The sequence below is a fragment of the Microbacterium phyllosphaerae genome, assembly GCF_017876435.1.
In the GTDB taxonomy this organism is placed as follows: domain Bacteria; phylum Actinomycetota; class Actinomycetes; order Actinomycetales; family Microbacteriaceae; genus Microbacterium; species Microbacterium phyllosphaerae.
This window is the reverse complement of the sequence record NZ_JAGIOA010000001.1, coordinates 2,424,092-2,448,342: the sequence shown is the minus strand read 5'-3', so window position 1 is coordinate 2,448,342 and position 24,251 is coordinate 2,424,092. Positions and strand designations below refer to the sequence as shown.

At 68.5% G+C, this 24,251-nt stretch carries 22 protein-coding genes; all 22 read left to right on the top strand.

Annotated features, from left to right (window positions below):
* The first annotated feature begins 7 nt into the window (after nt 1–7).
* The 22 genes from JOF42_RS11495 to JOF42_RS11390 all read left to right on the top strand — a co-directional run bounded on the left by JOF42_RS11495 (nt 8) and on the right by JOF42_RS11390 (nt 24,227).
* Complete coding sequence (locus JOF42_RS11495; RefSeq protein WP_210097976.1) at nt 8–478, top strand: hypothetical protein; 471 nt, start codon at nt 8–10, stop codon at nt 476–478.
* A 19-nt stretch (nt 479–497) separates the two neighbouring features.
* The gene (gene aroQ, locus JOF42_RS11490; protein WP_210097975.1) at nt 498–941 is read left to right on the top strand and encodes a type II 3-dehydroquinate dehydratase; all 444 of its coding nucleotides are present in this window, start codon (nt 498–500) and stop codon (nt 939–941) included.
* A 73-nt stretch (nt 942–1,014) separates the two neighbouring features.
* Complete coding sequence (gene efp, locus JOF42_RS11485) at nt 1,015–1,575, top strand: elongation factor P (RefSeq protein WP_210097974.1); 561 nt, start codon at nt 1,015–1,017, stop codon at nt 1,573–1,575.
* A gap of 3 nt (nt 1,576–1,578) precedes the next feature.
* The gene (gene nusB / locus JOF42_RS11480) at nt 1,579–1,989 is read left to right on the top strand and encodes a transcription antitermination factor NusB (protein ID WP_210097973.1); all 411 of its coding nucleotides are present in this window, start codon (nt 1,579–1,581) and stop codon (nt 1,987–1,989) included.
* Between the two features lie 56 nt (nt 1,990–2,045).
* Nucleotides 2,046–5,348, top strand: a complete 3,303-nt coding sequence (locus tag JOF42_RS11475; protein ID WP_245340787.1) for a DEAD/DEAH box helicase — start codon at nt 2,046–2,048, stop codon at nt 5,346–5,348.
* Between the two features lie 75 nt (nt 5,349–5,423).
* Nucleotides 5,424–7,001 (top strand): Rieske 2Fe-2S domain-containing protein, encoded by a 1,578-nt coding sequence (locus JOF42_RS11470; RefSeq protein ID WP_210097972.1) that lies wholly within the window; start codon nt 5,424–5,426, stop codon nt 6,999–7,001.
* Nucleotides 7,002–7,119: 118 nt separating this feature from the next.
* Nucleotides 7,120–7,587, top strand: coding sequence for a hypothetical protein (locus JOF42_RS11465; RefSeq protein ID WP_210097971.1), 468 nt, complete (start codon nt 7,120–7,122; stop codon nt 7,585–7,587).
* Between the two features lie 69 nt (nt 7,588–7,656).
* Nucleotides 7,657–8,187, top strand: a complete 531-nt coding sequence (gene pyrR, locus JOF42_RS11460) for a bifunctional pyr operon transcriptional regulator/uracil phosphoribosyltransferase PyrR (RefSeq protein ID WP_210097970.1) — start codon at nt 7,657–7,659, stop codon at nt 8,185–8,187.
* Nucleotides 8,184–9,149 (top strand): aspartate carbamoyltransferase catalytic subunit, encoded by a 966-nt coding sequence (locus JOF42_RS11455; RefSeq protein ID WP_210097969.1) that lies wholly within the window; start codon nt 8,184–8,186, stop codon nt 9,147–9,149. The genes pyrR and JOF42_RS11455 overlap by 4 nt, the downstream gene beginning before the upstream one ends.
* Nucleotides 9,146–10,450 carry a dihydroorotase gene (locus JOF42_RS11450; RefSeq protein ID WP_210097968.1) on the top strand — a complete coding sequence of 435 codons (1,305 nt, stop codon included), beginning with the start codon at nt 9,146–9,148 and terminating at the stop codon, nt 10,448–10,450. Before JOF42_RS11455 ends, JOF42_RS11450 begins: the two co-directional genes overlap by 4 nt.
* A complete protein-coding gene (locus JOF42_RS11445; protein ID WP_210097967.1) occupies nt 10,447–10,983 on the top strand; it encodes a PH-like domain-containing protein in 537 nt (178 codons plus the stop codon). The genes JOF42_RS11450 and JOF42_RS11445 overlap by 4 nt, the downstream gene beginning before the upstream one ends.
* Nucleotides 10,980–12,125, top strand: a complete 1,146-nt coding sequence (gene carA, locus JOF42_RS11440) for a glutamine-hydrolyzing carbamoyl-phosphate synthase small subunit (protein WP_210097966.1) — start codon at nt 10,980–10,982, stop codon at nt 12,123–12,125. The genes JOF42_RS11445 and carA overlap by 4 nt, the downstream gene beginning before the upstream one ends.
* Nucleotides 12,125–15,412 carry a carbamoyl-phosphate synthase large subunit gene (carB, locus tag JOF42_RS11435; RefSeq protein ID WP_210097965.1) on the top strand — a complete coding sequence of 1,096 codons (3,288 nt, stop codon included), beginning with the start codon at nt 12,125–12,127 and terminating at the stop codon, nt 15,410–15,412. The genes carA and carB overlap by 1 nt, the downstream gene beginning before the upstream one ends.
* A complete protein-coding gene (gene pyrF, locus JOF42_RS11430; protein WP_210097964.1) occupies nt 15,409–16,254 on the top strand; it encodes an orotidine-5'-phosphate decarboxylase in 846 nt (281 codons plus the stop codon). Before carB ends, pyrF begins: the two co-directional genes overlap by 4 nt.
* Complete coding sequence (gmk, locus tag JOF42_RS11425) at nt 16,247–17,155, top strand: guanylate kinase (RefSeq protein WP_210097963.1); 909 nt, start codon at nt 16,247–16,249, stop codon at nt 17,153–17,155. Before pyrF ends, gmk begins: the two co-directional genes overlap by 8 nt.
* A gap of 65 nt (nt 17,156–17,220) precedes the next feature.
* Complete coding sequence (gene rpoZ, locus JOF42_RS11420; protein ID WP_042536631.1) at nt 17,221–17,478, top strand: DNA-directed RNA polymerase subunit omega; 258 nt, start codon at nt 17,221–17,223, stop codon at nt 17,476–17,478.
* Between the two features lie 93 nt (nt 17,479–17,571).
* On the top strand, nt 17,572–18,765 hold the full coding sequence (gene metK / locus JOF42_RS11415) for a methionine adenosyltransferase (RefSeq protein ID WP_210097962.1): 1,194 nt from the start codon (nt 17,572–17,574) through the stop codon (nt 18,763–18,765).
* A gap of 38 nt (nt 18,766–18,803) precedes the next feature.
* Nucleotides 18,804–20,768 carry a primosomal protein N' family DNA-binding protein gene (locus tag JOF42_RS11410; protein ID WP_210097961.1) on the top strand — a complete coding sequence of 655 codons (1,965 nt, stop codon included), beginning with the start codon at nt 18,804–18,806 and terminating at the stop codon, nt 20,766–20,768.
* A 58-nt stretch (nt 20,769–20,826) separates the two neighbouring features.
* Nucleotides 20,827–21,747 carry a methionyl-tRNA formyltransferase gene (gene fmt, locus JOF42_RS11405; RefSeq protein ID WP_210097960.1) on the top strand — a complete coding sequence of 307 codons (921 nt, stop codon included), beginning with the start codon at nt 20,827–20,829 and terminating at the stop codon, nt 21,745–21,747.
* A complete protein-coding gene (locus JOF42_RS11400) occupies nt 21,744–23,282 on the top strand; it encodes an RsmB/NOP family class I SAM-dependent RNA methyltransferase (protein WP_210097959.1) in 1,539 nt (512 codons plus the stop codon). The genes fmt and JOF42_RS11400 overlap by 4 nt, the downstream gene beginning before the upstream one ends.
* Before the next feature lie 4 nt (nt 23,283–23,286).
* Nucleotides 23,287–23,967, top strand: a complete 681-nt coding sequence (rpe, locus tag JOF42_RS11395; protein ID WP_307803591.1) for a ribulose-phosphate 3-epimerase — start codon at nt 23,287–23,289, stop codon at nt 23,965–23,967.
* Nucleotides 23,964–24,227, top strand: a complete 264-nt coding sequence (locus JOF42_RS11390) for a phosphoribosyl-ATP diphosphatase (RefSeq protein ID WP_056307688.1) — start codon at nt 23,964–23,966, stop codon at nt 24,225–24,227. Before rpe ends, JOF42_RS11390 begins: the two co-directional genes overlap by 4 nt.
* Nucleotides 24,228–24,251 lie beyond the last annotated feature (24 nt).

Below are 24,251 nucleotides of genomic sequence, written 5' to 3'. Positions count from 1 at the left end.
TGCCGTCATGCTCAGGCGAGTGACCATGGCGGCAGGGTCAGCGGCGGCGGTCGCAGCCGCTCTGATGCTGTCGGCGTGCGCCGGAAGCCCCGACGAGGGCGGATTCGGGTTGCCCACGTTGACGAGCGTCGAGGCCGAGAAGGCCCTCGGCGTCGGACCTGGCCGTGTTCCTTCCGAAGAGGGAGTGCTCGTGGTGCGCGACAACGGCTGCTTCGCGTTGAGCCGATCGGGCGGAGACTCCGTGTGGATCATCTGGCCGGAGAGAACGCGCCTCGACGCGGACGATGCCGCTCGGGTGATCCTCTCAGACGGCTCGACTGCCGGTGACGGCGACGACCTCGTGATCGAGGGGTCACCCGTTCCACTCGACGCGCTGCCGGGCGGAGAGGATCCGGACTCGTACTTCGGTTCCTTCGGTCGGTTCTGCGGAGCGGATGCTGCGGGGGCTCTCGTTGCTCTCGACGTCGTCGCGCGCTAGCGCTGCTAGAGTGCCGGGCGTGACCTTCCCCCGCCGCATCCTGCTCGTCAACGGTCCGAACCTCAACCTGCTCGGCAGCCGCGAGCCCGAGGTCTACGGCACGGCCACCCTCGCCGATGTCGAGCGGCTCACCGCAGAGGCCGCCGCCGCCGAGGGCTTCGAGATCCGCGCGATCCAGAGCAACCACGAGGGCGTCCTGATCGATGCGATCCACGCCGCGCGGGAGGACTGTGCAGGCATCGTGATCAATCCCGGCGGGCTGACGCACACGTCCGTCGCCCTGCGCGACGCGCTCACCGGCGTCTCGCTGCCCTTCGCCGAGGTGCACATCTCGAACGTCTACGCGCGCGAGGAGTTCCGGCACCACTCCTACCTCCACGATGTCGCTGCGGTCAGGGTGATCGGCGAGGGCGTGGCGGGGTATGCGAACGCTGTGCGGCAGCTCGCAGCGCTCATCCCGTAGAATCGACTGTCGGCCCACCCAGTCCACCGGGACGCGAGCGGCCCCCAGACTCTAGAAACGGAAAGTCCAGCGCATGGCATCTACCGCAGACATCAAGAACGGCGTCGTCCTCAGCATCGAGCGCCAGCTCTGGAGCGTCGTCGAGTTCCAGCACGTCAAGCCCGGCAAGGGCGGCGCGTTCGTCCGCACCAAGCTCAAGAACGTGATGAGCGGCAAGGTCGTCGACAAGACGTTCAACGCCGGAGCGAAGATCGAGATCGAGAACGTCGACCGTCGCGACTACACCTACCTGTACACCGACGGTGACGGCTACGTGTTCATGGACCAGACCGACTACGACCAGATCACCGTGAGCGCGGCGACCGTCGGCGACGCGAAGAACTTCCTGCTCGAGAACCAGCAGGTCACGATCGCGCTCAACAACGGCAACCCGCTCTACATCGACCTGCCGGCTTCCGTGATCCTCGAGATCACGTACACCGAGCCCGGCCTGCAGGGTGACCGTTCGTCGGCGGGCACGAAGCCCGCCACGCTCGAGACCGGCTACGAGATCCAGGTCCCGCTGTTCGTCGAGACCAACACCAAGGTCAAGGTCGACACGCGCACGGGCGACTACCTCGGCCGCGAGAAGTAAGGCGTGAGCGCCCGTACGAAGGCGCGCAAGCGCGCACTCGACATCCTGTTCTCGGCCGACGTCCGTGGCGACGAGGTCTCGGTGACGCTGGCCGCGGAAGCCAAGCGCGCAGCGAGCGAGCCCGCACGTGAGGCCTCGTGGCTGTACGCCCGCGAGGTCGTCGACGGCATCATCGATCACCGCGACGAGATCGACGAGCAGATCACCACGCACAGCCGTGACTGGAAGCTCGAGCGGATGCCGGCCGTCGATCGAGCGCTGCTGCGCATCGGCGTGTGGGAGATCCTCTTCAACGACCAGGTGCCGACGGCCGTCGCCATCGATGAGGCGGTCGAGCTCGCCAAGGAGTTCTCGACCGACGACTCCGGTGCGTTCGTGCACGGCGTGCTCGCACGCGTCTCTCGCGCGGCCTGAGCGAGGCCACAGACCGCGGCGACCTCGATGTCCGGGGCCGCGGGAAGGATAGGACCATGCCCGCGCCGCACGTCGACCTCCGCGACCTCATGCAGATCACGGACGCGGGCGGATATCAGCGCGGTCTCGCCTACTTCCGCGCCGGGAACGTGCTCGATGTGGTCTGGCACGAGGATCTCCTCGAGCTCGAAGGGCACGTCAGCGGCAGCGGCGATGCGCAGTACCAGACCGAGGTCGGCTTCGTGTCGTCGAACGGTACTCGTCGGGTCCGCACGACCCGCTGCTCATGCCCGGTGCGCAGCGGATGCAAGCACGTCGTCGCGACGCTGCTCGCCTCCAACGTGCACGAGTACACCGAGCAGGCCGCCGCGCTGAAGCGGCCCGCGGAGGCGGCTCCTCCTCCGGCGACGACTCGCGCGCCGGAATCGGCTCCCTCCTGGCGCAGCCTGCTCGATCCGGCCGTCTCGCGGCATCCGCAGCCGCTGGCGCTCGGCGTCGAGCTGCGTCACCGGGAGTCCCGGTCGGAGAACCACTGGGGTCCGCGTCCGGTGCGCGCGGCGACCGCGCGTGATCTCGCCCGGCCGGGCGGCGAGCTGCTGCTCGCGATCCGTCCTCTCATGCGCAGCGCCCAGACGGGGTCGTGGATCCAGGGCGGTGCGGGCTGGGATGCCGTGCGTCGGGATGCGGCCCAGTTCGGGCGCATGCAGAACCGCTGGTTCGGCGATCTGCTGAGCATCTCCCGCGATTCACTGCTCTCCGGCAACGCGGGCGACTGGCTGGTGCTCGATCAGGTCGAGTCCCCCCTGCTGTGGGGCCAGCTCCGCACGGGAGCGGAGCTCGGCATACCTCTCGTCGCGAGTCAGAAGAACGCGTCCGTGCGCCTCGCCACTTCAGCCGAGGTGTCGGCGCGCATCGCGCGGGTCGAGGACGGTTCGCTGTCCGTCGCCGCCGAAGTCCAGATCGAGGATGCCACCGTGCCCGCATCCGCGGCACATCCGATCGGTCGTACCGGCCTGTATTCGGCAGCTCTGATCGGGGCGCGGATCGAGATCGTGCTCGCAGAGGCACCCCTGAGCGAGCAGATCCGCGCGCTGCTGGCCGCCCCCGAACCCATCGTCGTCCCGGCATCCGATGAGCAGGCGTTCATCTCCGACGCCTATCCGCTGCTCGCGCGGCGGAGTGTGGTCCGCGCGGTCGGTGCCGTCTCACTGCCGGAGGTGCCCGATCCGACGCCCGTTCTGACGATCACGTACGAACGCGGAGACGTGGTGAGCTACTCGTTCGAGTGGTCATACGGCCGATTCGGACGCGTGCCGTTCGCCTGGAACGACGCCGCAGTGCGCGACGCCTCGGCAGAGGCGACGACCCGGGCACGGATCGAGGAGGCCTGGCAGGAGTTCCGGGCGACGAACTTCCGGCCGGGTGGTTCGTTCCACGACATCGATGCCGCGGCGTTCGTCGCCGAGGGCGTCCCCGCCCTCGAGGCGGTGGGCGTGACCGTCGAGTCGATCGGCGCACCCAAGGAGTACCGCGAGCTGACCGGCGTTCCCGAGGTGAAGGTCACGACCGTCGAGACGACCGACTCGGACTGGTTCGATCTCGGCATCCTCGTGACGATCGACGGGCGAAGGATCCCGTTCGGTCCGCTGTTCACCGCGCTGAGCAAGGGACGCAAGAAGCTCCTGCTCTCCGACGGCGGGTACTTCTCGCTCAACCACCCGGCTCTGGACCGCCTCCGCGATCTGATCGAAGAGGCGGGTGAGCTGCAGGAATGGGAGACCGGCCCCCGGATCAGCCGCTATCAGACCGACCTCTGGGAGGAGTTCGAAGACCTCGCCGACGAGGCGGAGCCCGCGGTCAACTGGCGAGCCACGGCCGAGGGGCTCCGTCAGGCCACCGGCGTTCCCGAGACACCCGTGCCCGCGGGAGTGCAGGCCGAGCTTCGGCCGTATCAGAAGACCGGGTTCGACTGGCTCGCCTTCCTGTGGCGCCACAGGATGGGCGGCATCCTCGCCGACGACATGGGTCTCGGCAAGACGCTGCAGCTGCTGACCTTCCTCCAACATGCGAAGGATCAGGGCGAGACCCGGCCGTTCCTGGTGCTCGCTCCCACGTCGGTGCTGAGCACGTGGCGGTCGGAGGCGGCGAGGTTCACTCCGGGACTGCGGGTGTCGATCGTCGACAGCACCAGCGGCAGGCGCGCGGATGCTCTCCGCACCGCTGCAGAGTCGGCCGACCTCGTGGTGAGCTCCTACACCGTCGCCCGACTCGACGAAGAGGAGTTCCGCACGGTCGAGTGGGCCGGTCTGATCCTCGACGAGGCCCAGTTCGTCAAGAACCCGAAGACGCGACTGCACCGGGCCATCGCGACGTTCCGATCCGACGTGACCTACGCGGTGACCGGAACGCCGATGGAGAACAGCCTGTCGGAGCTCTGGTCGCTCCTGTCCCTGGCGGCTCCCGGCCTGTTCCCGTCGGCGCGCAAGTTCCGAGACCGATACATCCAGCCCATCGAGAAGGGCAAGGTCCCCGAGAACGAGGAGGGCGGCGAGTACCGCGCCCGGCGTCTGGCCCAGCTCCGTCGCCGCGTTCGGCCCCTGATGCTGCGACGCACGAAGGAGCTCGTCGCCTCCGACCTGCCGGCGAAGCAGGAGCAGCTGCTCGAGGTCGAGCTGAGTCCCGAGCATCGAGCCCTCTACGACGTGGTGCTCCAGCGAGAGCGTCAGAAGGTGCTGGGGCTGCTCGACGATCTCGACCGCAACAGGTTCATCGTCTTCCGCTCGCTGACTCTGCTGAGGATGCTGAGCCTCGCGCCCGGCCTGGTCGACGAGGCGGATGCGGAGATCGGGTCCAGCAAGCTCGACACCCTGCTCGAGAGGGTGATCGAGTTGCAGGCCGAGGGGCACCGTGCCCTCGTCTTCAGCCAGTTCACGTCGTTCCTCGACCTCGCCGCTGCCCGCCTCGAAGCGGCCGGCATCCCGTACGCCCATCTCGACGGCTCGACGAGACACCGCGAGCAGGTCATCGACGCGTTCAAGGCGGGGGAGCAGCCGGTCTTCCTGATCAGCCTGAAGGCGGGAGGCTTCGGTCTGACTCTCACAGAGGCCGACTACGTCTTCCTGCTCGATCCGTGGTGGAACCCCGCGGCGGAGGAGCAGGCGATCGACCGCACACACCGCATCGGCCAGACGAGTCAGGTGTTCGTCTACCGGATGATCTCGACCGGGACGATCGAAGAGAAGGTCCTTCAGCTGCAGCAGCGCAAGGCGCGCCTGTTCACCGCCGTCATGGACGACGACGAGCTGTTCGCGCAGTCGATCACGGCCGACGACATCAAGGGGCTCTTCGAGGAGAGCTGATTACTTCCGGCCCGGTCATCGGGTTCGCTCAGGGGCCCATCGGTAGAATCGAACGGTTCACTTCAGGAGGATTGCATGCGGATCACGGGACTCGGCCACGCCGGGATGTTCATCGAGACGGTCGGCGGGAACATCATCTGCGACCCCGTCCTCGGACCCTCGTTCTTCGGCTCCTGGTTCCCGTTCCCCGACAACCGAGGGCTCGACTGGGAGCGATTCGGTCGTGAGGCTGACTTCCTCTACATCTCGCACCGGCACCGTGACCACTTCGACCCGAAGCTGCTCGAGCGCTACATCCGCAAGGACATCGAGGTGCTGCTGCCCGAGTACCCGATCGACGACCTCGAGCAGGACATCCGGGCGCTCGGCTACACGAACATCACCTACGCACCCGCAGGGGAGATCATCGAACGCGGTGATCTGAAGATCATGATCACGCCGCTCCGCGCCCCGAGCGACGGTCCGATCGGCGACTCGTCGCTGAGCGTCGACGACGGCACCGCGTCGATCCTCAACCAGAACGATTCGCATCCTCTCGATCTCGACACCCTGCTGCACTTCGGCAAGCCCGACGCGTACTTCACGCAGGTCTCCGGGGCCATCTGGTGGCCCATGGTCTACGACCTGCCCATGGACGCGAAGCAGAACTTCGCGAAGCTCAAGCGCGATGCTCAGAACAAGCGGGCGATGTACTACATCGACAAGGTGGACGCCCCGCACGTCTTCCCGATGGCAGGACCGCCCATGTTCCTGCGCGACGACCTCTTCGACTTCAACGGGATCGGCCGCAACGGCGAGTCGATCTTCACCGACCAGAAGCAGTTCCTCGCGCACATGAAAGGGCAGTCGCCGCAGTACGACGGCCACCTGTTCGTCCCCGGCACGGTCGTCACGGTCGACGGGGGAGACGTCGCCACCGAGCAGTCGCTCTACACCGAGGCGGAACTCGCCCACATCTTCGACGAGAAGTGGGACTACCTCGAGGAGCAGCGCTCGTCGCGTCAGCAGGAGATCCGCGACGAGGAGGCTTCCCGCGCGGAGGTCCTTCCGGCGGCGGAGATCCTCGAGGCGCTCAAGGGCTGGTGGGAGCCGCTGCTGAAGAAGTCGCGCACCATCCGCCTCGGTGTCGGCGGGTGCGTCCGGTTCAAGATCGGCGACCTCGACATGGTCGTCGACTTCCCCCGCGCCAAGGTGCGCGAGTACGGCGGGGAGGAGTGCATCTACTGGTACACGATCCCCGCCGATCTCGTCTCGACGAACATCCGCGACCACGAGATCGACTGGTCGAACTCGATCTTCCTGTCGATGCAGTTCCAGGTCGGACGCAGCGGCAAGTTCAACGAGTTCCTCACGACGTTCCTCAAGTGCCTCTCGGTCGATCGCATCGAGTACGTCGAGAACTGGTACCAGGAGCAGACCGACCAGACCGAGGATGCCGAAGTCGGCGACTGGGTCGTTCAGCGACGCTGCCCGCATCTGCGCGCCGACCTCACCAAGACCGGGAAGGTCGACGAGGACGGCATCCTGACGTGCAGCATGCACGACTGGAAGTGGGACCTCAAGACCGGACGATGCCTGTCGACCAGCGGTCACCCCATTCGCTCGACCAAGATCGACGACGTCACCGACGCGGTGCTCAGCGAGGCCAGCTGACGTGCGTGGCGCCTCGCATCCGCAGGGCTCGGGCCGGGATGCTCGGACCTCGCGTCTGCAGTTCGACGGACCGTTCCGGGGCGCCAGGTGGGTCGTGCGATCCGACGCTCCCAGACTGGTGCGCATCGCCGCGGAGTTCCTGCAGGAGCAGGGATTCGAGCCGCGCGAGGACGGTTTCGAGTCGACGCTTCGCGCCCAGGGATCGGACTGGACGTCGACCACACTCGAGATCGGCGATGAGAAGCGCTCTCGTCGCGGATTCTGGCGGGGGATCCTGACCGACGACCTTCCTTTCCCGCTTCCGCGTGCGCTGCAGCATTCGATCCCACCCACGCTCGTGGTGGTGGCAGCTCGTCACGTCGCGTCAAGGGTCGCCGAACTCGTCGTATTCCCCCACATCTCCCTCCGGGGAGACGCGGAGTACGCATGGGCCGCAGGCCCGCGGCTCCGCGTGGCGCTCGAGGGCATCACCGCGGCTGCCGGCGCCGAAGGCGCCATGGTCTCGCACGAGTTCCTGCGTGGGGTGCCGAATGACGGCGCTCCGTTCTCGCAGGCGGTCGTCCGCGACGTTCTCGGCTGGCGATGACCACGCGCTAGACTGGACGAATCAAGCAACCTTTAACACCGTCCTGTGAGGCGGAGAAGGGAGCGGCTGATGAGTGCACGCACCGTTCTGCACGAAGCCGATATCTCGCGGGCTCTGACCCGCATCGCACACGAGATCCTCGAGTCGAACCGAGGGGCGGAGAACCTCGTCCTGCTGGGCATTCCGACCCGCGGCGTCACTCTCGCCCGTCGCCTCGCCAGTGTCATCGGCGAGATCGCACAGACCGCGGTGCCGGTGGGAGCGCTCGACGTCACGATGTTCCGTGACGATCTCGCGAAGCACCCGACCCGGTCGCCGCGTCCGACGGACATCCCGGTCGGCGGCATCGACGGACGCACCGTGGTCCTGGTCGACGACGTGCTCTTCTCGGGACGCAGCATCCGTGCCGCTCTCGACGCACTGCAGTCGATCGGCCGCCCGGCTGTGGTCCGCCTGGCGATCCTCGTCGACCGCGGTCACCGCGAGCTGCCGATCCGCCCCGACTTCGTCGGCAAGAACATCCCTTCGTCCCGACAGGAGCGTGTCAACGTGCGCCTCACCGAAGACGACGGCTCCGAAGAGGTGACGATCGAAGCATGAGACATCTCCTCGACACCCGCACCCTCGACCGCGAGACCGCTCTGCGGATCCTCGACGTCGCCGAGGACATGTCCGACACGCAGTCGCGCGAGGTCAAGAAGCTCCCGACGCTCCGAGGCAAGACCGTCGTCAACCTCTTCTTCGAGGACTCGACGCGCACCCGCATCTCGTTCGAGGCTGCGGCGAAGCGTCTCTCGGCCGACGTCATCAACTTCGCAGCGAAGGGCTCCAGCGTCTCGAAAGGCGAGAGTCTGAAGGACACCGCCCAGACGCTGCAGGCGATGGGCGCGGATGCGGTCGTCATCCGGCACCCCGCCTCCGGCGCTCCTCAGACTCTCGCGACGAGCGGCTGGATCTCGGCGGGCGTCGTCAACGCGGGCGACGGTACGCACGAGCATCCGACGCAGGCGCTCCTCGACGCCTTCACGATCCGCAAGCGACGCTTCGGTGCCGACAGCCGCGGTCGCGACCTCGCCGGCATCAGGGTCGTCATCGTCGGCGACGTGCTGCACTCACGCGTCGCGCGCTCCAACGTCTGGCTGCTCTCGACGCTCGGTGCCGAGGTCACGCTGGTGTCACCGCCGACGCTGGTGCCGCAGAACGTCTCGCTCTGGCCGGCGAGGGTCGTCTACGACCTCGATCAGGCGCTGGCGGAAGGCCCGGATGCGGTGATGATGCTGCGCATCCAGCTCGAGAGGATGAACGCCGCGTATTTCCCGACTGAGCGGGAGTATTCCAGACGATGGGGTCTTGACGCACTGCGAGTCGCCGGTCTTCCGGACGGTAGCATTGTGATGCACCCCGGACCCATGAACCGGGGTCTGGAGATCTCCTCCGAAGCCGCCGATTCCCCGCGCTCCACCGTGCTGGAACAGGTGACGAACGGAGTGTCCATCCGGATGGCAGTGCTGTACCTGCTTCTTGCAGGGGAACGAGACGACGAACGAGGGGGAGACCAGTGAGCGAGACCCTCGTCATCACCGGCGCACAGCTTCTCGGTGCGGAGAGCGCCGACATCATCGTGGAGAACGGGGTGATCGCCGAGATCGGAACCGGTCTCTCCCGCACGGGGGCCCGTGTCATCGACGCGGCGGGCCTCGTCGCACTTCCCGGTCTCGTCGATCTGCACACCCATCTTCGCGAACCGGGCTACGAGGCCTCCGAGACGATCCTCACCGGCACCCGTGCGGCAGCGGCCGGTGGTTTCACGGCCGTCTTCGCCATGCCGAACACCTCCCCGGTCGCCGACACAGCCGGTGTGGTCGAGCAGGAGCTCGCGCTGGGTGAGGCCGCAGGCTACGCCACGGTCCAGCCGATCGGCGCCGTCACGGTCGGTCAGAAGGGCGAGCGCCTCGCCGAGCTGGGCGCGATGGCGACGTCGCGCGCCCAGGTGCGCGTCTTCAGCGACGACGGCTTCTGCGTCTTCGATCCGCTGATCATGCGCCGTGCGCTCGAGTACGTGAAGTCGTTCGACGGGGTCATCGCACAGCATGCGCAGGACCCGCGGCTCACCGAGGGCGCCCAGATGAACGAGGGCACCGTCTCGGCCGAGCTCGGACTCGCCGGGTGGCCGGCGGTCGCGGAGGAGTCGATCATCGCCCGTGATGTGCTCCTCGCCGAGCACGTGGGCTCGCGTCTGCACGTCTGCCATCTCTCGACGGCCGGCTCGGTCGACATCATCCGCTGGGCCAAGAAGCGGGGCATCAACGTCACCGCCGAGGTGACCCCTCACCACCTGCTGCTGACCGACGAGCTGGTGCGCGGCTACGACGCCCGGTACAAGGTCAACCCGCCGCTCCGCCGCGAAGAGGATGTGCTCGCCGTACGCGAGGGCCTCGCCGACGGCACGATCGACATCGTCGCCACCGACCACGCCCCGCACCCGAGCGAGCACAAGGCGTGCGAGTGGCAGGCCGCCGCGAACGGAATGGTCGGGCTCGAGAGCGCACTGCGCGTCGTGCACCAGTCGATGGTGCAGACCGGCCTGATCGGCTGGGAGGACGTGGCTCGCGTGATGAGCGCCGCACCGGCACGGATCGGTCGCCTGTCGGGGCACGGCACCGCGCTCGAGGTCGGTGCGCCGGCGCAGATCGCGCTCTACGACGCGTCGGTCGCAGGGGTCTTCACCGAGGCCGACCTGCACGGCCGCAGCGTGAACTCGCCCTACCTCGGACGCGACCTGCCCGGACGCGTCGAGTACACGGTGCACGGTGGCGTCCTCACCGTCGACGCCGGTGCCGTGGTCTCGGAGCTCCTGGCATGATCCCCAGGGATCTCGCGATCGCGCTGATGATCGCGCTGGCGGTCCTCGTGCTGCTCACGATGCTGTTCGCCTGGCGACGACGACTCCGACGCGACTCCGGACTCACGGCGCCCCTCGGTGTTCCCGAGCACGCGCAGGTGCTCGACCGCCACGAGGTGCTGTACGTGTCGACGACCAAGCACGATCAGCCGCTCGAGCGCCTGACGCTGTCGCCGCTCGCGTACCGCGCCAGAGGAGAGGTCGCGGTCACCGACCGGGGACTCGCTCTCTGCCTCGACGGAGCACCGACGGTGTTCCTAGCCTCGGCCCGCCTGGCGAGCGTCGACCGCGCGACGGTCACGATCGACCGCGTCGTCGAGCCCGGTGGGCTCGTCCGCGTGGCCTGGAGCGCTGACGACGACACGATCGTCGACTCCTACCTCCGTCTGACCGACGGAGATCCCCAGAACTTCATCTCAGAACTGCAGCGACTCGTCCCCGCCTCCGGCGCCTCGGACGACGAAGCCGCCCCCGACACAGGAGCAACGTCATGACAGCCCTCCCCGAACCCGCCGTCCTCGTCCTCGAAGACGGGACCCGCCACACCGGCCGCGCCTACGGCGCGCTGGGCACGACGATCGGCGAGGTCGTCTTCGCCACCGGCATGTCCGGCTACCAGGAGACGCTCACCGACCCGTCGTACGCCGGACAGATCGTCCTGCAGACCGCGCCGCACATCGGCAACACCGGAATGAACGACGAGGACCCCGAGTCCCGCCGCATCTGGGTGGCCGGTTACATCGTGCGCGACCCCTCGCGCGTCGTCTCGAACTGGCGCGCGAACGCCTCGCTCGACGAGGTGCTGGTGCAGGACGGCATCGTCGGCATCAGCGGCATCGACACCCGCTCGATCACGCGCCACATCCGGTCGGCCGGCTCCATGCGCGGCGGCATCTTCTCGGGAGAGGCCGCACGGCTCGGCGCCGAGGAGCAGCTGCGACTCGTGCGCGAGGCCCCGCAGATGGCCGGTCAGAACCTCTCGGCGCAGGTCTCTGTCGACGTCGCGACGGTGACGACGGCCATGGGGGAGAGGGTCGGCAACCTCGCTGTCCTCGACCTCGGCGTCAAGCAGGCCACGATCGACAACCTCGCAGCCCGCGGGTTCGAGGTGCACGTGCTTCCGCAGAACGTCACGATCGACGACATCCGCTCGATCGATCCCGTCGCGGTCTTCTACTCGAACGGCCCCGGTGACCCCGCGGCGTCCGGCGATCACGTCGAGCTGCTGCGTGCAGTCCTCGACGACGGTCTCCCGTTCTTCGGCATCTGCTTCGGCAATCAGCTGCTCGGTCGCGCGCTGGGCCTCGGCACCTACAAGCTGCCGTTCGGCCACCGTGGCATCAACCAGCCCGTACTCGACAAGTCCACGGGACGCGTCGAGATCACCGCCCACAACCACGGATTCGCCGTGGACGCCCCGCTCGAGGGATCCTTCGACAGCCCGAACGGCTACGGCAAGGTCGAGGTCAGCCACGTCGGGCTGAACGACAACGTGGTCGAGGGCCTCCGCGCCCTCGACATCCCCGCGTTCTCGGTGCAGTACCACCCCGAGGCGGCCGCAGGCCCGCACGACGCCAACTACCTCTTCGACCGGTTCCGCGACATGGTCATCGCCAGCAAGAAGGACGCCAAGTAATGCCCAAGCGCGACGACATCAACTCCGTTCTCGTCATCGGCTCCGGCCCGATCGTCATCGGTCAGGCCTGCGAGTTCGACTACTCCGGTACCCAGGCGTGCCGCGTCCTCCGCGAAGAGGGCGTCAGGGTCATCCTGGTCAACTCCAACCCGGCCACCATCATGACCGATCCCGACTTCGCGGACGCGACGTACATCGAGCCGATCACCTGGCAGGTCATCGAGACGATCATCGCCAAGGAGCGCCCCGACGCGATCCTGCCGACCCTCGGCGGTCAGACCGCGCTGAACGCCGCGATCGAGCTGCACAACCACGGCATCCTCGAGAAGTACGACGTCGAGCTGATCGGTGCGAGCTTCGAGGCGATCAACAAGGGCGAGGACCGCCAGATCTTCAAGCAGCTGGTGCTGGATGCCGGCGCAGACGTGGCGCGCAGCATCATCGCGCACACGATGGACGACCTGCTCGAGGGCGCCGCCGAGCTCGGCTACCCGCTCGTCGTGCGTCCCTCGTTCACGATGGGCGGTCTCGGTTCCGGGTTCGCGTACGACGAAGAGGACCTGCGTCGCATCGGCGGTGCAGGGCTCCGCGACTCGCCGACCACCGAGGTGCTCCTGGAGGAGTCCATCCTCGGCTGGAAGGAGTACGAGCTCGAGCTCATGCGCGACACCGCCGACAACACGGTCGTCGTCTGCTCGATCGAGAACGTCGACCCGGTCGGCGTGCACACGGGCGACTCGATCACCGTCGCTCCTGCGCTGACGCTGACCGATCGTGAGTACCAGAAGCTCCGCGACATCGGCATCGACATCATCCGCGCCGTCGGCGTCGACACCGGCGGCTGCAACATCCAGTTCGCCGTCGACCCGAGCAACGGCCGCATCATCGTGATCGAGATGAACCCTCGTGTGTCGCGGTCGAGCGCCCTGGCCTCGAAGGCCACCGGCTTCCCGATCGCGAAGCTCGCCGCCAAGCTCGCGCTCGGCTATCGCCTCGATGAGATCCCGAACGACATCACGGGCGTGACCCCGGCGAGCTTCGAGCCCACGCTCGACTACGTCGTGGTCAAGGTGCCGCGGTTCGCCTTCGAGAAGTTCCCCGCGGCGGACGCGACGCTCACCACCACCATGAAGTCGGTGGGCGAGGCGATGGCCATCGGCCGTAACTACGCCACCGCGCTGCAGAAGGCGCTGCGCTCGCTCGAGAAGCGCGGCTCCAGCTTCCACTGGGGTGCGGAGGAGCGCTCGGTCGACGAGCTGCTCGAGATCTCGAAGGTGCCCACCGACGGGCGCATCGTCACCCTGCAGCAGGCGCTGCGCAAGGGCGCGACCGTCGAGCAGGCCTTCGAGGCCACCGCGATCGACCCGTGGTTCATCGACCAGATCGTGCTGATCAACGAGGTCGCCGAGATCGTGGCGAACGCCCCCGAGCTCGACGCTGCGACCCTCCGCTACGCGAAGGAGCACGGCTTCTCCGACGCGCAGATCGCCGAGCTGCGTGGCGAGAAGGAGGCCGAGATCCGCGGCGTGCGCCACGGCCTCGGCATCCGTCCGGTCTACAAGACGGTCGACACGTGCGCGGGCGAGTTCCCGGCTCTCACCCCGTACCACTACTCGAGCTACGACTTCGAGACCGAGGTCGTGCCGTCCGAGCGCACCAAGGTCGTCATCATCGGATCCGGTCCGAACCGCATCGGTCAGGGCGTCGAGTTCGACTACTCCTGCGTGCACGCGTCGTTCGCGCTGTCGGACGCGGGCTTCGAGACCGTGATGGTCAACTGCAACCCCGAGACCGTATCGACCGACTACGACACCTCGGACCGTCTGTACTTCGAGCCGCTGACCCTGGAGGACGTGCTCGAGGTGCTCGACGCGGAGGCCGCCAGCGGAACCATCCTGGGCGTCGTCTGCCAGCTCGGCGGACAGACCCCGCTGGGCCTGGCGAAGGGCATCGAAGCTGCCGGCTACACCGTGCTCGGCACCAGCCCCGCAGCCATCGACATCGCGGAGGAGCGCGAGCTCTTCTCGCAGCTGCTCGATTCGGCCGGCCTCATCGCCCCGCGTCACGGCACGGCGATCGACGCCGACGGTGCGGTCGCGGTCGCCGAGGAGATCGGCTACCCGGTCCTCGTGCGTCCGAGCTTCGTGCTCGGCGGGCGCGGCATGGAGATCGTCTACAGCTCGGACTCGCTGCGCGAGTACTTCGTGCGCACGGCAGGAGAGGTCATCATCGAGGAGGGCAAGCCCCTTCTCGTCGACCGCTTCCTCGACGACGCGATCGAACTCGACGTCGACGCTCTGTACGACGGCACCGACCTGTTCATCGGCGGCGTGATGGAGCACCTCGAAGAGGCCGGCATCCACTCCGGCGACTCGAGCTGCACGCTCCCGCCGGTCTCGCTCGGCCGTACCGACATCGACCGCGTCCGCGAGGCCACCCTCGCGATCGCCGAGGGCGTGGGCGTCCGCGGTCTGCTGAACGTGCAGTTCGCGATCAGCGCGGGAGTGCTCTACGTGATCGAGGCGAACCCCCGCGCCAGCCGTACGGTGCCCTTCGTCTCCAAGGCGCTGGGCATCCCGATGGCGAAGGCGGCGAGCCGTGTCATGACCGGTTCCACCATCGCCGAGCTGCGCGCCGAGGGCATGCTGCCCGAGCAGGACGGCTCGCGCGTGCCGCTCGACGCCCCGGTCTCGGTCAAGGAGGCCGTGCTGCCGTTCAAGCGGTTCCGCACCGCAGACGGCAAGACGGTCGACTCGATCCTCGGACCGGAGATGCGCTCGACGGGCGAGGTCATGGGCATCGACCGTGACTTCCCGACCGCGTTCGCGAAGAGCCAGGCTGCCGCGTACGGCGGCATGCCGACGTCGGGAACGGTGTTCATCTCGGTCGCCGATTCCGACAAGCGCGCGGTGATCCTGCCGGCGCACCGCCTCCAGCAGCTCGGCTTCACGATCGTGGCCACCGAGGGCACTGCCGAGATCCTCTCGCGCAACGGCATCGCCGTGACCGTGGTCGAGAAGTTCAGCGAGACCCAGGAGTCGGGTGCCACGAACATCGTCGACCTGATCAACGAGGGTGCGATCGACATCGTCGTGAACACCCCCTCGGGTGGAGCGGCCCGTGCCGACGGCTACGAGATCCGCGCGGCAGCCGTCGCGGCCGACAAGGCGCTGTTCACCACGATGGCCGTCCTGGGCGCAGCGGTGAGCGGAATGGATGCGGCGCACGAGGGCTTCCAGGTGAAGAGCCTGCAGGAGTACGCGCTCGACCGACAGGCCGCTTTGTGAGCGCACGCTTCGGAGAGCGGGTCCGTGACGCCCTGTCGGCGCACGGCCCGCTCTGCGTGGGCATCGACCCGCACGCGGCGCTCCTGAAGTCCTGGGGGCTCACAGAGGACGCTCGCGGAGTCCGTGACTTCGGACTGCGGACCGTCGAGGCCGCCGCGGGCCGCGTCGGCGTCGTGAAGCCGCAGGTGTCGTTCTTCGAGCGGTTCGGTTCCGCCGGGATCGCAGCGCTCGAAGACGTTCTCGCCGCGGCACGTGCCGCGGATCTGATCGTGATCGCCGATGCGAAGCGCGGCGACATCGGAACGACCATGGACGCGTACGCCGAGGCCTGGCTCACCCCTGGCTCTCCGCTGGAGGCGGATGCGCTCACGGTGAATCCGTTCCTCGGCGTCGGCGCCCTGGGCGGCACCTTCGCCCTGGCGAATCAGCACGACAAGGGCCTGTTCGTCCTCGCCGCGACCAGCAACCCCGAGGCTGAGGGACTCCAGCGCGCGGTCTCCGAGACCGGGCGCGCTGTGTCCGCCGACATCATCGCCGTGGTGTCGTCCCGCAACGCGGAGCACTCGGACACGGGGGAGTGGGGGAGCTTCGGCTTCGTCATCGGAGCCACGGTCGACTGGACGGATGCCGGTATCGCGGCCTTCGCACCGACCGCGCCGATCCTCGCACCCGGGTTCGGGACGCAGGGGGCGACCCCCGCCGACCTCCGCCACCGCTTCGGCACGATGAGCCACGCGGTCATCGCGAGCGAGAGCCGCAGCATCCTCTCGGCCGGACCCGCCGGTCTCGCCACCGCCATCGACGCCCGCGTCGCAGAGTACAGGGAGAGCACCCGTGGCTGAGTCCCGTCCGGTTCCCGACGTCGATCGGGCCGCAGCGGCACGCAAGGCCGTGGAGCGTCGTCGCGCCCGCGCGTCGCTGAAGCGCGATCTGACCATGCGCGTCGTGACGCCGCAGGTCGTGCTCGAACGCGCGACCGCCGACCCCGACTCCGTCGAGGGGTCGATGCGGATCACCGACTTCCTCCTCGCCCTTCCGGCGATCGGCGCGGGCAAGCGCGACCGCATCCTCGATGAGCTGCACATCTCGCCGGTCAAGAGGCTGGGCGGTCTGGGCGTTCGTCAGCGAGTCGCACTCTCGCAGTGGCTCGACACGCGGTTCCCCGTACTCGAACCGCGCGGCGCCCGGAGCCGTCTGCTCGTGCTCGCCGGGCCCACGGCCGTGGGCAAGGGGACCGTCGCCGCGCACATCCGCGAGCACAACCCCGAGATCCACCTCTCGGTGTCGGCGACGACCCGTGCTCCTCGCCCCGGCGAGGTCGACGGCGTGCACTACTACTTCGTGGACGACGCGGAGTTCGATCGGCTGATAGCCGAGAACGAGCTCCTCGAGTACGCCGTCGTGCACAATCGGTCGCGCTACGGCACTCCGCGGGCGCCGATCGACGTCGCTCTCGCCGACGGCAAGACCGTGCTGCTCGAGATCGATCTCCAGGGCGCACGTCAGGTGCGGAAGGCGGAGCCCGCGGCGACGCTGATCTTCCTGCTGCCGCCGACATGGGACGAACTGGTCCAGCGACTGGTCGGACGCGGCACCGAAGGCGCCGAGGAGAGAGCCCGCCGGCTGCGCACCGCGAAGGTCGAACTGGCCGCGCAGAACGAGTTCGACCACCTCATCGTGAACGAGGACGTCGCCACCGCCGCCGCAGAGGTCGTAGAATTGTCTTCAAGCTCTGCGCGCTGAGCGTCTTCGCGCGCCCGGAGCAGCGTCTTCGCGACGATCCCGTCGCCTGATCAGGAGGTCCCACCATGGCCGGACACCACACCAACGGAATCATCGATCCCCCCATCGACAACCTGCTCGACCGTGTCGACTCCAAGTACGAGCTCGTGATCTACGCGGCCAAGCGCGCGCGTCAGATCAACGACTACTACTCCGACCTGCACGAGGGGAACCTCTTCGACAACGTGGGCCCGCTGGTCGACTCGTCGGTCGAGGACAAGCCCCTCACGATCGCTCTGCACGAGATCAACGAGGACAAGCTCCGCCTCCGTCACGCCGAGTGACGTCCGATGACCGCACCGCCGGCTGATGTCGGCGGTGCGGTCCATCATGGGAGCGACCCCCTTCTTTCCGTCCGACCCCGTTCTGGAGCCCTGATGAGCGCCCTGCGTCTGTTCACGTCCGAGTCCGTCACCGAAGGGCACCCGGACAAGATCTGCGACCAGATCTCGGACAGCATCCTCGACGGGCTCATCGCGAAGGACCGGGATTCCCGGGTCGCCGTCGAGACTCTGGTCACCACAGGACTCGTGCATGTCGCCGGCGAGATCCGCACCGAGGCGTACGTCGACATCCCCACCATCGTCCGGCAGGTCGTCAACCGGATCGGCTACACGTCGAGCGAGACCGGCTTCGACGGCGACTCGTGCGGTGTCAGCATCTCGGTGGGTGAGCAGTCGACCGACATCGCGCACGGTGTCGACAACGCGCAGGAGCACCGCGACGGCGGATCGATCGATCCCTTCGACAGCCTCGGCGCGGGCGACCAGGGCATCATGTTCGGCTTCGCCACCAACGAGACGCCGCAGCTCATGCCGATGGCCGCGTGGACGGCGCACCGGATCGCCGAGCGGTTGACGGAAGTGCGACGCTCCGGCGTCTTGCCGTTCCTCCGACCCGACGGCAAGACGCAGGTCACGCTCGGCTACGACGGATTCACGCCGAAGACCGTCGACGCGATCGTCCTCTCGACCCAGCACCACCCCGACATCTCGCAGGACGACATCAAGGCGCAGGTGCGCGAGCATGTCATCGACCCGATCCTCGAGACGACCGGGCTCGACCTCGACGACATCACCTACTACATCAACCCGGCCGGGCCCTTCGTCACAGGCGGCCCGAAGGGCGATGCAGGCCTGACCGGACGCAAGATCATCATCGACACGTACGGTGGCGCCGCTCGGCACGGCGGAGGCGCGTTCAGCGGAAAAGACCCGTCGAAGGTCGACCGCTCGGGTGCGTACGCCACACGCTGGGTGGCGAAGAACGCGGTCGCCGCAGGTCTCGCCGACCGGCTCGAGGTGCAGGTCGCCTATGCGATCGGCGTCGCACGCCCCGTCGGCCTGTACGTCGAGACGTTCGGCACCGGCAAGGTGTCCGACGAGGTCATCACCCGCGCCATCAGCGATGTGTTCGATCTTCGCCCGCAGGCGATCATCGAGCAGCTCGACCTGCTCCGCCCGATCTACGCGCAGACCGCTGCGTACGGACACTTCGGGCGCGAACTGCCGGAGTTCACCTGGGAGCGCACCGACCGCGCCGAAGAGCTGCGGCGCGCTGCCGGCCTCTGACGGGCCGGTGCCTGTTGTCCTCCGACGGGCAGAGCCTGTTGCCTTCTGACGCGCAGAGCAGACGCATCGCGCGCGTTCTCCTGGACTCGCCGCTTCCTCAGCTCGATCGCCTGTTCGATTACGCCTTGCCGGATGAACTCGGCGATGTCGTGCCCGGAGTGCGGGTGCGCGTGCCGTTGCGCACGGCGGGGCGAGTGATCGACGGTTACGTGATCGAGCTCGACAGCGAAGACGATGCCGACAGACCCCTGTCCGAGGTCGACAGCGTCGTCTCGCAGGTCCCCGTACTGCCCGACAGGCTCTACCGGCTCGCGCGGCGCGCCGCCGACCGTGCAGCGGGATCGGCATCCGATGTGCTCCGACTCGTCATCCCGAAGAGACAGGTGCGCGTCGAGAAGGCGTGGAAAGCGGACTCGCCGCAGGTCGTCTCGACCGAGGAGCAACTCGCGAGTGCGGCCGAGCTGGTCGCGTCGTACGACGGTCTCGAAGAGGTGCTCGAGAGCGGCGGACGAGCGGCAGTCGAGGCGATCCCCGTGCATCACGACGGTGCACCGGGGTGGGCCGCCCTGCTGGCATCGTCGGCGGCGCGGATGCTGGCCGCCGGACAGTCCAGCATCCTGGTGGTGCCCGATCACCGCGACCTCGATCAGCTCCTCGCCGTACTCGCCACGTCGGTTCCCGCCGAAGCGGTCGCCCGGTACGACTCGAGGCAGACGAATCCCGACCGATATCGTTCGTTCCTCCGCTCCCTGGAGGACGCACCGTGCATCGTCGTCGGCAACCGCTCGGCGGTGTACGCCCCTGTGCGCGCCGGGCTCGTCGCGGTGTGGGACGACGGAGATCCGCTGCTCGGCGAGCCCCTCGCCCCGTACATCAATGCCAGGGACGCAGCGCTTCTGCGTCAGGAGCAGGAGGATTCGGCGCTCCTCTTCGTCGGCCACACGCGCACCACCGACGTCGAGCGTCTGGTCGCGCACGGCTGGTTGCAGGATGTCAGGGCCGCGCGCCGGGTCCTGCCGCGGGTCGTGTTGAGCACACCTCAGGAGATGGACGCACCCACAGCGCAGCGGATGCCGTCATCCGCGTTCCTCTCGGCGCGCAACGCCGCCGCAGAGGGACCCGTGCTGGTGCAGGTCTCCCGCCCCGGGTTCTCGCCCTCGCTGGTCTGCGCCGAGTGCCGGGCTCCTGCCCGTTGCGCCCATTGCGGTGGCCCTCTGGGGGCGAAGCATCGCGGTGCCGTCCCCGTCTGCGCCTGGTGCGGGCGCGGTGCACGGGTCTGGGCCTGCCCTGCGTGCTCATCGACGAAGCTGCGGCTCGCCTCGTCGGGCAGCGAGCGCACAGCCGATGAGCTGGGCAAGGCGTTCCCCGGCATCCGCGTGATCGTGGCCGACAGCGCACACCCCGTGGAGCACGTCACGGACAAGCCGTCCCTCATCGTCGCGACACGTGGAGCGGAGCCGCTGGCCGAGGGCGGCTACCGAGCGATCGTCCTGCTCGACGGGCCGCGGATGCTGCAGGCGCCCGACCTCCGCATCGGAGAGGCGTGCCTGCGCTGGTGGTCCAACGCCGCAGCTCTCGCGGCTCCCGGTGCCCCGATCCACCTCGTCGGAGTCGACGGCTCCATCGCGAGGGCACTCGCCACGTGGAACCAGTCCGGGTACGCGAGGTCCGAGTTGGCGGAACGCGCACCGTTGCACATGCCCCCGGCGGCGCGCGTGGCGCTGGTCGAAGGTTCCGCCTCAGCGGTCGGCCGGGCACTCGCGGCTCTGCAGGAACTCGCGCTTCCCTCGGATGCCGTGCTCGGACCGGTGCCGGTCGAATCCGAGGACTACCCGCCCCGTGTCCGCGCCCTCGTCCGCTTCGACTACGGAGCCGGGGCCAAGGTCGCGACGACGCTCCGTGCCGCGGTCGTCGCCGAAGCCGTGAGCGCTCGTCGAGGCAAGGGCAAGTCGACTCGCATCGCGCTCTCGGTTCGGCTCGATATCCTCGATCCAGAGCTCTGATCACGAAGAACGCTCAGCACTCACCCGATCCACCACCGCATCCCTCCGGAGCACCTTCATGCGTCTCGTCTTCGCCGGCACACCGTCGGCCGCCGTTCCCACCCTCCGTCGCCTCGCGACCGAGCACGACGTCGCCGCCGTCGTCACTCGGCCTGATGCGCCGCTGGGCCGCAAACGCGTGTTGACGCCGTCGCCGGTCGCCCAGGTGGCGACCGAACTGGGTCTGCCGGTGATCAAGGCCGCACGGCTCGATGCGGAGGCGACAGACGCGATCGCCGCGCTCGGCGCCGAACTGGGAGTGATCGTCGCGTACGGGGGTTTGGTCCGCGAGCCGCTGCTCTCCACCCCGGCGAAGGGTTGGATCAACCTCCATTTCTCGCTCCTGCCGCAGTGGCGAGGCGCCGCACCGGTGCAGAGAGCGCTGATCGCGGGTGATGAGCAGCTGGGCGCGAGCGTCTTCCAGCTCGTTCCTGCGCTCGATGCGGGCGATGTCTTCGCCACGCGCGTCGTCGACGTCGCCCCGGAGGCGACCGCCGATGCGGCGCTCGAGACTCTCGCGGTCGACGGTGCTGATCTGATGTCGGAGGTGGTCGCGTCGATCGCCGACGGCACCGCCCGATCGGTGCCGCAGCGCGGCGAGCCGACGCTCGCGCCGAAGCTCACCCTCGACGACGGGCTGCTCGACTGGGCGCAGTCGCTCGGATCGGTGTTCGCGCGATTCCGCGGAGTCACACCCGAGCCCGGCGCCCACACGACGGTCGACGGTCTGCGACTCAAGATCCTCGCAGCGGTGCCCGGAGATGACGGTGCGGAACTGGAACCCGGCGAGATCGTCGCGACCAAGTCGGCGCTGCTCATCGGGACCGGATCCGCACCGCTGTCGGTCACGCGGGTGCAGCCCGCAGGGAAGGGCGCCATGAACGCTGTCGACTGGTGGCGTGGTCAGCGCGACACCGAGAATGTGAGGGCCGGAGCATGAGCGGCGAGCAGGGCGAGCGTCGTCGCCGCACCGGAGACCCCCGTGGCCGCTCGCAGGGGCGGCGCGATCCTGCGTCCGGCCGACGAGGTGCGTCCGGGGGAGAGGGGCAGCAGCGCGGCCCGCAGCGCACTGTGCAGCCGGCCAGGAGGGTCGCATACGACGTGCTCCGCGCCGTGTCGGAGTCCGAGGCGTACGCCAACCTGATCCTGCCCCCGGCCATCGCGGAAGCCGGCCTCAACCCGCAGGATGCGGCGCTGGCCACCGAACTCGCGTACGGCACACTGCGGCGCCGAGGCACGTACGATGCGATCATCTCGGCGGCAGCCGACCGGCCCGCCGACGAGATCGATCCGGCCGTGCTCGATGCACTGCGGCTCGCGACACATCAGCTGCTCGCCACCCGGGTCGCCTCGCACGCCGCGGTGAACGAGTCCGTGAACCTCGTCGCGATGGCACAGGGGCGTGGAGCGTCGAGCTTCGCGAACGCCGTGCTGCGCCGGATCACCCGGGAGACTCCGGAGGAATGGGAGAAGCGCATCGAGGACTCGGCGCGCTCCGACGACGAGCGGCTCGCCCTGCGCTCTGCCCACCCGGTGTGGGTCATCCGTGCTCTCCGCCGCGCTCTCGCGGCGGAGGGACGCGCGGATGAGCTCGACGATCTCCTCGACGCCGACAATGCCTCACCCGAGGTGACGCTGGTCGCGCTCCCCGGCCTCGCGGAGCCGAGAGAGCCACGTCGGCCGTATGCGCCGACGGCATACGGTTCGCCGGGCGGAGACCCGCACCGCGTGATCGCCGCGTCCGGCGGCACCGTGCGCGTCCAGGACGAGGGATCGCAGCTCGTCGCACTCGCGCTGGCCGGAGCCGCACCGATCGCAGAGGGCGAGCGGTGGCTCGACCTCTGCGCCGGCCCCGGAGGCAAGACGGCGCTGCTCGCAGCGGTCGCCGGCCCGCATCATGTGACACTCGAGGCCAACGAGGTCGTGCCGACCCGGGCTCGTCTCGTGCGCAACGCCCTGCGCGCCGTGCCCGGGGAGATCGTCGTCCATGAGGAGGACGGCCGGACCTTCGGCGCCTCGCACAGCGGCATGTTCGATCGCATCCTGGTCGATGCCCCCTGCACCGGCCTCGGTGCGCTCAGGCGGCGTCCTGAGGCCCGCTGGCGCAAGTCCCCGGCCGACGTCGCCGAGCTCGTGCCGCTGCAGGTCGAACTGCTGTCCTCAGCGCTCGACGCGCTCGCGCCCGGTGGCATCGTCGCCTACGCGACCTGCTCGCCGCATCTCGCCGAGACGACGGGCGTGGTGCAGGAGGTCCTGCGCGGACGCACCGACATCACTGAGCTCGACGCACGTGCGGTGGTCGCACGGGTCGCTGACTCACCGATCGACCTCGCAGACGACGGCTCGGGTCGGGTCCAGCTCTGGCCGCATCGCCATGGCACGGACGCGATGTTCCTCGCGCTCCTGCAGCGGGACACGACTGACACGCTCGCCGCGTCCGACAAGCGCAGCGCACGCGCCGACGAAGGAGAATAGACACGTGGAACTCCCGGGCGCACCGCGCATCAACCCCAGCATCCTCGCCGCCGACTTCGTCAACATGCAGCGGGACCTCGCGAAGATCGCGTCGGCCGACTTCGCGCATGTCGACGTCATGGACAACCATTTCGTGCCGAACCTCACCTTCGGCACCCAGATGGTCGAGCGGATCCAGGCGACGAGCCCGATCCCACTCGACGTGCATCTGATGATCACCGACCCCGAGCGCTGGGCGCCCGCTTACGCAGAGCTCGGTGCCGCGAGCGTGACGTTCCATCTCGAGGCCGCGGCCGACCCGATCTCCCTCGCCCGCACGCTTCGCAGCATCGGGGCTCGAGCCGGCGTCGCGATCAAGCCCGACACCCCTGCCGAGGGCCTGTACAGCGTGCTCGAGGAGTTCGATCAGATCCTCGTCATGACGGTGGAGCCCGGGTTCGGCGGTCAGGGGTTCATGCCCGAGACGATGCCGAAGCTGCGCGCTCTCGCGGATGAGGCCAAGCGCCGCGGCTCGAACGTCTGGCTCCAGGTCGACGGCGGCATCTCGGACGCGACGATCGAGGCGGCCGCTGCCGCCGGGGCAGACACCTTCGTCGCGGGATCCGCCGTGTACGGCGCCGAGGACGTCGAAGCGGCCGTCACTCGGCTCAGGGACCGCGCCAGAGCCGCTAGCCTGGAATCGTGAAGACTTTCGACGAGCTGTTCGCCGAGCTCAGCCTCAAGGCCGAGACCCGACCCGAAGGATCGGGGACGGTCGCAGAGCTCGACGGCGGCGTGCACACGATCGGCAAGAAGATCGTCGAAGAGGCCGCCGAGGTATGGATGGCCTCCGAGTACGAATCCGACGAGGCCGCGGCCGAGGAGATCTCGCAGCTGCTATACCACGTGCAGGTGATGATGATCGCGAAGGGCCTGAGCCTGCAGGACGTCTACCGACATCTGTGAAGCGCTCCGCCCCACTCGCTTCGA